This window comes from Rhodoplanes roseus, from assembly GCF_003258865.1.
Taxonomy (GTDB): Bacteria; Pseudomonadota; Alphaproteobacteria; order Rhizobiales; family Xanthobacteraceae; genus Rhodoplanes; species Rhodoplanes roseus.
This window is the reverse complement of sequence record NZ_NPEX01000389.1, coordinates 1-4,354: the sequence shown is the minus strand read 5'-3', so window position 1 is coordinate 4,354 and position 4,354 is coordinate 1. Positions and strand designations below refer to the sequence as shown.

At 68.9% G+C, this 4,354-nt stretch carries 6 protein-coding genes; 3 read left to right on the top strand and 3 right to left on the bottom strand.

Going from position 1 to position 4,354, the window contains the following annotated elements:
* Window positions 1-57 precede the first annotated feature (57 nt).
* The gene (locus tag CH341_RS28750; protein ID WP_111422607.1) at window positions 58-1,080 is read right to left on the bottom strand and encodes an adenosine deaminase; all 1,023 of its coding nucleotides are present in this window, start codon (window positions 1,078-1,080) and stop codon (window positions 58-60) included.
* A gap of 301 nt (window positions 1,081-1,381) precedes the next feature.
* Between CH341_RS28750 and CH341_RS28745 the strand changes: the two genes are divergently transcribed.
* The gene (locus CH341_RS28745) at window positions 1,382-2,614 is read left to right on the top strand and encodes an argininosuccinate synthase (RefSeq protein ID WP_111422610.1); all 1,233 of its coding nucleotides are present in this window, start codon (window positions 1,382-1,384) and stop codon (window positions 2,612-2,614) included.
* Window positions 2,615-2,791: 177 nt separating this feature from the next.
* Here the strand turns inward: CH341_RS28745 and CH341_RS28740 are convergent, their stop codons facing one another.
* A complete protein-coding gene (locus CH341_RS28740; protein ID WP_111422604.1) occupies window positions 2,792-3,085 on the bottom strand; it encodes a type II toxin-antitoxin system RelE/ParE family toxin in 294 nt (97 codons plus the stop codon).
* The gene (locus CH341_RS28735; protein WP_111422601.1) at window positions 3,082-3,309 is read right to left on the bottom strand and encodes a hypothetical protein; all 228 of its coding nucleotides are present in this window, start codon (window positions 3,307-3,309) and stop codon (window positions 3,082-3,084) included. Before CH341_RS28735 ends, CH341_RS28740 begins: the two co-directional genes overlap by 4 nt.
* 143 nt (window positions 3,310-3,452) lie before the next feature.
* Here CH341_RS28735 and CH341_RS28730 point away from each other — a divergent pair, with 143 nt between their 5' ends.
* On the top strand, window positions 3,453-3,854 hold the full coding sequence (locus CH341_RS28730; protein ID WP_111422599.1) for a 6-pyruvoyl trahydropterin synthase family protein: 402 nt from the start codon (window positions 3,453-3,455) through the stop codon (window positions 3,852-3,854).
* On the top strand, window positions 3,851-4,354 hold a 504-nt coding region (locus CH341_RS28725), incomplete at its 3' end, for a glycosyltransferase (protein ID WP_146604662.1). The genes CH341_RS28730 and CH341_RS28725, both read left to right, overlap by 4 nt.

Here is a 4,354-nt window from a genome sequence, read left to right as displayed (position 1 = left end):
CCGACCTCCCCCCTCCAGGGGGAGGTGAACGAACAACATCGCAGCGCTTTCCCTCTCTCAGCCTCCCTCCGCCTCCCTCACCGCCGCATCGAAGCCGGCGAGCGCGCGGGTGCGCTCCTCCTCGCTCATCATGGCGGCCGAGAAGCTGGTGCGGGCCAGCGCGACGATCTCGGCCGGCGAGAGGTCGAGCGCCCGGGCGACGGCGGAGAAGTTGTCGTTCACATAGCCGCCGAAATAGGCCGGGTCGTCGGAGTTCACCGTGACGGCGAGGTCCTTCTGCAGCATGTGCCGCAGCGGATGATGGGCGAGGTCGGGCACGACGCGCAGGCGGACGTTGGACAGCGGGCACACCGTCAGCGGCACCCGGTCGCGGGCGAGCCGGGCGACCAGCGCGTCGTCCTCCATGGCGCGGACGCCGTGGTCGATCCGGGCGACGCCGAGCACGTCGAGCGCCTGCCAGACATAGGCGGGCGGCCCCTCCTCGCCGGCATGGGCGAAGAGCTGGAAGCCGGCGTCGCGGGCGCGCCCGAACACTCTTGCGAACTTTTCCGGTGGATTCCCGTGTTCCGAGGAATCGAGCCCGACCCCGACGATCCGGTCGCGATGCGCCAGCGCCGCGTCGAGGGTGCGCTGCGCGTCGTCCTCGTCCAGATGACGCAAAAAGCACATGATCAGGCTCGCCCGGATTCCGAGCGCCTCACGCGCCTCGGCACACGCCCGCGAGAGCCCGTTCACCACCGTGTCGAAGGCGATGCCGCGGCTGGTGTGGCCCTGCGGATCGAAGAACATCTCCACATGAACGACATTGTCGGCATGCGCCCGCCTCAGATAGGCGAAGGCGAGGTCGTAGAAGTCCTGCTCGGTGACCAGCACGGACATGCCGACGTAGTAGACGTCGAGAAAGTCCTGCAGCGAGCCGAACGCATAGGCGCGCCGCAGCGCCTCGACCGAGTCCCACGGCAGCCGGATGTTGTTCCGCTGCGCCAACGCAAAGACCATCTCGGGCTCGAGCGAGCCCTCGATATGGATGTGCAGCTCGCATTTCGGCAGTCGGCCGATGAGCAGGTCGCGGTCCGGCATGTCTTCGGCGTCCCCGGTTCGAAGTCCGGCCAGAATAGCAGATCGGGGACGGTCCCACGGGTCGCCGGCGCCTCCGCGCCCGAAAACCTCCCGCGTTACGGGCGCCTTAGCCCCTTCTCCCGAATGCCTTGCAGCCCATCGCCCGGACCTGCGACCCCGCCCGGCATCCCTGCCGGGCGCCGCCTCGGCTTGCGCGGGCGCGCCGTCTGCCTATAGTCCGGCGCGAATTTTCATGTGCCGACAAGGGCCCGGGACCGCCGTGGCCGAGGCGACGAAGGAGCGGCCGGCCGGCCGAGACAGCATGGCGAAGAGCGACGTGAAGAAGGTGGTGCTGGCCTATTCGGGCGGTCTCGACACCTCGATCATCCTGAAATGGCTGCAGACGACCTATGGCTGCGAGGTCGTCACCTTCACGGCCGATCTCGGCCAGGGCGAGGAGCTGGAGCCGGCCCGCCAGAAGGCGCTCCTCCTCGGCATCAAGCCCGAGAACATCTTCATCGAGGATCTGCGCGAAGAGTTCGTGCGCGACTACGTGTTCCCGATGTTCCGCGCCAATGCGGTCTACGAGGGCCAGTACCTGCTCGGCACCTCGATCGCCCGCCCGCTGATCGGCAAGAAGCAGATCGAGATCGCCGAGAAGGTCGGGGCCGACGCGGTCTGCCACGGCGCCACCGGCAAGGGCAACGACCAGGTCCGCTTCGAGCTCGCCTATTACGCGCTGAAGCCCGACGTGAAGGTGATCGCGCCGTGGCGCGAGTGGGATCTGACGTCGCGCACCAAGCTGATCGAGTTCGCCGAGAAGCACCAGATTCCGATCGCCAAGGACAAGCGCGGCGACGCGCCGTTCTCGACCGACGCCAACCTGCTGCACACCTCGTCCGAGGGCAAGGTGCTGGAGGATCCGTCGCAGGACGTGCCGGACTACGTCTTCAGCCGCACCGTCAGCCCGGAAACCGCGCCCGACAAGGCGACCGTCATCACGGTCGATTTCGAGCGCGGCGACGCCACCGCGGTGGACGGCGTCAAGCTGTCGCCTGCCGCGCTGCTGGCCAAGCTCAACGACCTCGGCCGCATCAACGGCATCGGCCGGCTCGATCTGGTCGAGAACCGCTATGTCGGGATGAAGTCGCGCGGCATGTACGAGACGCCCGGCGGCACCATCCTGCTCGCCGCCCACCGCGGCATCGAATCGATCACGCTCGACCGCGGCGCCGCCCATCTCAAGGACGAGCTGATGCCGAAATACGCCGAGCTCGTCTACAACGGCTTCTGGTTCGCGCCGGAGCGCGAGATGCTGCAGGCCGCGATCGACAAGAGCCAGGAGTTCGTCACCGGCCGCGTCCGGCTGAAGCTCTACAAGGGCAACGTCACCGTGATCGGCCGCGAGAGCCCCTACTCGCTCTACGACCAGGAGCTCGTCACCTTCGAGGAAGGCGCCGTCGCCTACGACCAGCACGACGCCCAGGGCTTCATCAAGCTCAACGCGCTCCGCCTGCGCACCCTCGGCCAGCGGCGGAAGAAGACGGGGATTTAGGGCTCTTACCCTCCCCCTGTGGGTCGCGCCTCTCGGCGCGACAAGAGGGTCGACGCGCGGAGCGCGTGGGGGTGAGGGTTTACGGAGCCGCTGGAGGCCTCGGCACCCCCTCACCCGGATCTCGCGCCGCTGGGGAGAGGTGAAGCGCAGCTCACGGCAAGAGTGACATCGGGACGGTCAGACGTCCTGATGCTCGCGCCGTCGTGCCGGATGCTTGATGCCGAGGATCACGGTTTCGCCGGCGGCCTCGTCGACCGTGTAATAGACGAGGTAGGGATATCGTCGCGTGACGATCTTCCGCACGCCCTCCACCGTCTGCCGCCGTCCGACCCGCGGAAACAGGACCAGCTTGCCGATGCTGTCGAGGATGGCGGCGCGCACCCGAAGCGCGGCGGCGGGATTGTGCGCGCGAATGTCGTCGGCGATGCCGATCAGGTCGGCGACGGCCTCGCGCGTGTAGCGGAGCTTCATCCCTCGAAACGGCGGAAGGCAGCCTCCACCTCGGCATCGGTGGCGAATTCGCGACGTTCGGCCCGCGCGAGACTGTTCAGCACGTCGGAAAGATGCGCCGGGTCGATCTCCTCCGGCTGACCCTGGTCGGTCGCCATGTGGAGCACGAGGCGTGCGATCTCGTCTTGTGTCTCCGGCGGAAGTGCGCGGGCGATCTCGACGGCCTGGTCCAGAAGCTTGGTCATGGACAGAGGATAGGGAGCCGGGCGGCGTCGCGGAAGGGGCTTTTTCGGTTCCCCTCGCCCGGTCGGCCGTGCGGCGGAGCGCCCGGCAGCATCCATCCCGATCTTCGGCTATCCTGCGCCTTGCGAACCAGGAGGCCGCCCCCGTGTATGCCGTCGAAGTCCGCCATCACATCATGATCGCCCACTCGTTCCGCGGGGCCGTGTTCGGCCCGGCGCAGGCGTTGCACGGGGCGACCTTCGTGATCGACGCCGCGTTTCTGGCCGAGACGCTGGACGACAACGGCATCGTGGTCGACATCGGCCGCGCCGACACCGCCCTGAAGGAGGTGCTGGCGCCGTTGAACTACAAGAATCTCGACGACGTCGAAGAGTTCGCCGGCCGCAACACCACGACCGAGGTCCTGACCCGTCACGTGTTCGACCGTCTCGCCGAGGCGGCGCGCGCCGGCGCGCTCGGCCGCGACGGGCGGGCGCTCGCCGCCATTCGCGTCACCATCTCGGAATCGCATGTGGCGCGCGCCTGGTACGAGGCGCCGCTGTGGTGAGCACGGCGCGCCGCATCGTGTTCGCCGTGCCGGGTGATCTCGACACGCCGACCGGCGGCTACGCCTACGACAAGCGGGTCGTTCACGAGCTGCGCCGGCGCGGCCGCAGCGTCGACGTGCTGGATCTCGGGGCCGGCTTTCCGCGCCCCGACGCCGCCGGACGCGCCGCCGCGCTCGATATGCTGCAGCAGGTTCCCGCCGGAACGCCGACCGTGATCGACGGCCTCGCCTACGGCGTGCTGCCCGAGCTCGCCGCGACGGTGTGCCGTCGTGTGCCCGTGATCGCGCTGGTTCATCATCCGCTGGCGCTGGAGAGCGGGCTCTTGCCCGACGAGGCGGTGCGACTGCGCGAGACCGAGCGCGTCGCGCTCGCCGGTGCCCGCGCCGTCGTGGTGACCAGCGAAGCGACCGCGCGGCTGGTCGCCGCGGATTACGGTGTCGCGGCGGACAGGATCACGGTGGCGCCGCCCGGCACGGACCGGCCGCCGCCGCCGCGCGCG

Excerpts from the sequence above, each read along its gene's own strand:
- CH341_RS28750 (WP_111422607.1), bottom strand. The coding sequence starts at position 1,080 with ATGCCGGACCGCGACCTGCTCATCGGCCGACTGCCGAAATGCGAGCTG.
- CH341_RS28745 (WP_111422610.1), top strand. The coding sequence starts at position 1,382 with ATGGCGAAGAGCGACGTGAAGAAGGTGGTGCTGGCCTATTCGGGCGGT.
- CH341_RS28740 (WP_111422604.1), bottom strand. The coding sequence starts at position 3,085 with ATGAAGCTCCGCTACACGCGCGAGGCCGTCGCCGACCTGATCGGCATC.
- CH341_RS28735 (WP_111422601.1), bottom strand. The coding sequence starts at position 3,309 with ATGACCAAGCTTCTGGACCAGGCCGTCGAGATCGCCCGCGCACTTCCG.